Here is a 3,786-nt window from a genome sequence, read left to right as displayed (position 1 = left end):
GCCTCGTTTACTGAAGGGCGATCGCCTTTCCACTGGTTCGTATTGAAAGGAATCTGCTTGGATGGTTTATCCATGTGGCATTGAAGGCTCGGAAAAGCTTTTCAGTAGTTTTCCTGAACCTACGTAACATTGACCGTATATACAATTGAGGTGGCGAGAGCCAAACACGTCTGTATCTGTTATTGAGGATCCAAGCAATGGACTTACAACCAAACAAAATCTTCAAAAGCTTCGTTAATGCTGTCAAGAAAGGCGTTACGACGGGTAAAGGAGTCAGTAAGCAAGTAGAGCAAACGCTAGGAGTGGAGCTGGATTTAGTTCAGACACTCGGAATTATGTCTGCTTCTAGTGCTTCGCATTCTGTAGCCGAAATGTGCTCTCCAGAGGAGCAAGAAGCTCTTGATGAATGGTTGGATAGCTAGGCTGTATTGCTTCATCTCAAGAAGTGAGGAATATGTACCATGTCAAATCAATACAACATTGCTAGTTATCTCAGAACGGGTACCGTCTTACGACATAAGCTGACAGCCAGCACCTATCACTATGCTGTCTTTGTGGATGAGAAGATTGGCACGATGGGCTTCAGTCAAAACGTGGAAACGGGAAACGGCGTCTTCGAAATTATTCCTTTACGAAGGCGAGAATGGGAAATAGTCACCGACATTCCTCAACTTCTTGAGCCGGAGGAAATCAAGTTCAACATGAAGGAGGCTTACAAGCGTTTTAAGCAATCAGGTGAAGCGCCGAAATATAACGTTAAATCATACAATTGCGAGCATTGGGCTACTGAAATCGTTGCGGGAACTCCGGATTCCAAACAAGCAAGAGAACGACTTCTCCTAATACTAAAGTCTGGAGGAGCTGCAGGTGCAGCTGGGGTTGTAACCGGTCCTGCAGTGATGAGCTTAGTAATGTCCTTCGCTGCTGCCAGCACAGGGACAGCAATTAGTACGTTAAGCGGAGCTGCTGCCACAAATGCTGCATTGGCATGGTTGGGGGGTGGTGCAATCGCAGCAGGTGGCGGTGGCATGGTTGCTGGAGCAATGATGCTTGCAGCTCTCACTACAGGAGGAGCCGCGATCGCAGCGATTGGAATTGGATTCGCTGCATGGAAAGCTCTATCGAGCGGTCAATCAAAGAGACTCAACGCTATTGTGACTGAGTATATTACTCTACTCAAAAAGGGAGAGCTAAGTGCAGATCTTGCGTTCAGTGGTGTTGATATAGAAGAAAATGCGAAAAAGGCTGTACAGACTCTTGATAAGGCGTACTTCCTAGGTGCATCGTTCGCAAAGCCTGAAGCATTAGCAGAAATTCAAAACAAGATTGCGACCGTTAAAGACGAATATCCTCAGTTCTTTGAACCTACTCAATGGGACAAAGTGATGGGCAGCGTAATAGACAAGGTTACAGAAGTTGGAAACGTGATTAACCGGCAACTTTCAGAGCAAGCAATGAATGCAAGCAAGCTACTCGCAAATTGGGCATCTCGTCGTTCACAAACTTAATGTTCTGCTGGCGATCGCCGTCCTGATCTTTTCAGGGAGCGATCGCGCCTAGATAGATTTAGATCTCCGACTTCTGCTGCAAGTCCGAAACGCTACGGTTCGGCAGCAGGTAAGACGTCGGTGGTCGGGGATGTGGGCGATCGCATTCATCTGGTAAGTTGAAAACGCGTGCATGCTCACCATCTCTTCTCAGAGAAGCGTATAGTAGGGAGAAAATGCGTCTCTACTAAAATGAGGTTTTCCTCAACATCTAGACCATGCAAACCGTCCAAATCCAGCTTCCTGATACCGTTTTTTCTGCCCTCCGCAAAGCACCTGAAGAGTTTGTGCAGGAAATGCGAATTGCGGCGGCAGTCAAGTGGTACGAACTCGGCGACGTTTCGCAAGGAAAAGCGGCTGAAGTTGCCGGACTCTCCCGTTCGGAGTTTATTGATGCCCTGTCTCGCTACCAAGTTTCCGTTCTACAGTATACCGCTGCTGATCTTGCTCAGGAGTTAGCGGATGCAGATTGACCGAGTCGTTGTCAATGCCTCTCCCTTAATCGTGCTATTCAAAAGCGGTCAAGCTGAACTACTACCACAACTCTTTGATAAAATTCTAGTGCCCCAGGCGGTTTGGGCGGAAGTAACCGTCTCTAAGCATGATTTGGCCTCCCAGCATCTTCCTGATACAAACTGGGTAACGCCAATTGCCGTTGACCTTCACCCATTGATTATGACATGGGACTTAGGTGCAGGTGAATCAGCGGTTTTGAGCTTTGCCCTGCAAAATCTTGGATACCGCGCAATGGTGGATGACGCCGCAGCCAGACGTTGTGCCCGAACGCTAGGAATTTCTACTCTAGGGACGGGAGGGATGATTGTTCTCGCAAAGCAGCGCGGATTGATCAGTTCTGTAAGCGATCGCTTACAACAACTCCGAGATTCAGGTTTATGGCTTTCTGAAGACGTCATGGCTTTATTAAAGAAGCAAGCAGGCGAGTAGGGGCAATTGTGAATACGAAGGGCGATCGCGCCTAGATAGATTTAGATCTCCAACTTCTGGTTGGATGGTAGGCCGGAAGTCGAAGATCTGGGGTTTGGACGATCGCACTTAAAATAGAAAGTACTGAAACAGGGTAAGCAAGGGTGCTGGAAGGATTTCAAATATCTAACCATGCTCAACACCAAATCCAAGAGCGGAATATTGAGATGGCGTGGGTCGAAGCAACGCTTGCTTCGCCTGATCGGCTTCTACCGGTAGCGGATTCTTATGGAAATACGCATTACCTCAAACAGATAAACGATTTTGGCGATCGCTGGTTACGCGTTATCGTGAATCCGAATGTTGATCCAAAGCGAGTGATAACGGTCTTCTTTGATAGGAGAGTGAAATGAAACTAGTCGTCCATAAAGAAGATGATGCCCTTTATTTGAGACTGGATGATTCTGCGATTGTTGAATCTGAGGAAATCAGTGAGGGGATTATTCTCGACTATAACGCTGAGGGCAAAGTTGTTGGGATAGAAATGCTATACCTCAGCCAACGTAGCCCAAATGCGCTTCAAAAGATTTTGCTAGAAACAGCTTGAGGCGATCGCATCTTTACTATTACTTAATAATGAAGCATACACAGTTTTAAGATAGTTGATCGATATTTTCATAGAGCGTTTCAATAGCACACGCGAAGTCAATACTGACAAATTTGATTGTGTCACCTGCTCGATAGATATCAGGAACCCATAGATTATTGGCCTTTCACTGAAACTGTTCAACCAAGATTTGCTTTTGATGAATCAAAACATATTCCGTCAGTTCAGAAATAGTTTTGTAATCGGAAGATTTGTCACCCCGGTCAAAGGCTTCGGTAGAGTCAGAGAGGACTTCGACAATGAGTTTGGGATGCAAAATAAAGTCTTCATTTGAAACGCGATCGCGCTCGTCGCACGTTACGGATAAATCAGAATAGTAGAAAATGTTTAGAGCTGGGAGGCGAACTTTCATATCCGCAGCATAGGAAATACAGCCTGTACCGCGTAGATGATTAACGAGCTGAGCTGAAAGATTTCCAGTGATAATGACATGGGCTTTGCTGGCTCCGGCCATCGCCACCATCTGACCTTGCAGATATTCATGTTTGATGGGGCTAATGCGCTCGATGGCTAAGTATTCGTCTGGTGTGAAATAGGCGTGACGGCTACCCATAGTCATAGTTATGGCTTCACTCCAGGAGGAAAAGGGGGTGTTCCCTTGCTCGACCAACTTCCGTCTGATTTGGCGATTGTAGTCATGGATGAACA

The 3,786-nt window shown here is 46.5% G+C and carries 6 protein-coding genes and 1 pseudogene; 6 read left to right on the top strand and 1 reads right to left on the bottom strand.

The window, feature by feature from the left end; all coding sequences use genetic code 11:
* The first annotated feature begins 197 nt into the window (after window positions 1-197).
* The 6 genes from IGR76_06835 (at window position 198) to IGR76_06810 (ending at window position 3,078) form a co-directional block, all read left to right on the top strand.
* Window positions 198-422 carry a hypothetical protein gene (locus IGR76_06835; GenBank protein ID MBF2078228.1) on the top strand — a complete coding sequence of 75 codons (225 nt, stop codon included), beginning with the start codon at window positions 198-200 and terminating at the stop codon, window positions 420-422.
* A 39-nt stretch (window positions 423-461) separates the two neighbouring features.
* The gene (locus tag IGR76_06830; GenBank protein MBF2078227.1) at window positions 462-1,508 is read left to right on the top strand and encodes a hypothetical protein; all 1,047 of its coding nucleotides are present in this window, start codon (window positions 462-464) and stop codon (window positions 1,506-1,508) included.
* A gap of 257 nt (window positions 1,509-1,765) precedes the next feature.
* A complete protein-coding gene (locus tag IGR76_06825; GenBank protein ID MBF2078226.1) occupies window positions 1,766-2,020 on the top strand; it encodes a UPF0175 family protein in 255 nt (84 codons plus the stop codon).
* Entirely contained in the window at window positions 2,010-2,492 is a 483-nt protein-coding gene (locus tag IGR76_06820; protein MBF2078225.1) for a DUF3368 domain-containing protein, read from the top strand. The genes IGR76_06825 and IGR76_06820 overlap by 11 nt, the downstream gene beginning before the upstream one ends.
* A gap of 143 nt (window positions 2,493-2,635) precedes the next feature.
* Window positions 2,636-2,884: a DUF4258 domain-containing protein gene (locus IGR76_06815; protein MBF2078224.1), complete on the top strand. Its 249-nt coding sequence runs from the start codon at window positions 2,636-2,638 to the stop codon at window positions 2,882-2,884.
* Window positions 2,881-3,078 (top strand): DUF2283 domain-containing protein, encoded by a 198-nt coding sequence (locus tag IGR76_06810; protein ID MBF2078223.1) that lies wholly within the window; start codon window positions 2,881-2,883, stop codon window positions 3,076-3,078. The genes IGR76_06815 and IGR76_06810 overlap by 4 nt, the downstream gene beginning before the upstream one ends.
* 46 nt (window positions 3,079-3,124) lie before the next feature.
* On the opposite strand, the pseudogene IGR76_06805 reads toward IGR76_06810, so the two are convergent.
* Window positions 3,125-3,697, bottom strand: a pseudogene (locus IGR76_06805) (Uma2 family endonuclease).
* Window positions 3,698-3,786: the final 89 nt, after the last annotated feature.

It is taken from the genome of Synechococcales cyanobacterium T60_A2020_003 (assembly GCA_015272205.1).
GTDB lineage: Bacteria > Cyanobacteriota > Cyanobacteriia > RECH01 > RECH01 > JACYMB01.
Note: the sequence above shows the minus strand (reverse complement) of the source record. Positions and strands in the feature narration are given on the sequence as shown.

Excerpts from the sequence above, each read along its gene's own strand:
- IGR76_06820 (MBF2078225.1), top strand. The coding sequence starts at position 2,010 with ATGCAGATTGACCGAGTCGTTGTCAATGCCTCTCCCTTAATCGTGCTA.
- IGR76_06835 (MBF2078228.1), top strand. The coding sequence starts at position 198 with ATGGACTTACAACCAAACAAAATCTTCAAAAGCTTCGTTAATGCTGTC.
- IGR76_06830 (MBF2078227.1), top strand. The coding sequence starts at position 462 with ATGTCAAATCAATACAACATTGCTAGTTATCTCAGAACGGGTACCGTC.
- IGR76_06825 (MBF2078226.1), top strand. The coding sequence starts at position 1,766 with ATGCAAACCGTCCAAATCCAGCTTCCTGATACCGTTTTTTCTGCCCTC.
- IGR76_06810 (MBF2078223.1), top strand. The coding sequence starts at position 2,881 with ATGAAACTAGTCGTCCATAAAGAAGATGATGCCCTTTATTTGAGACTG.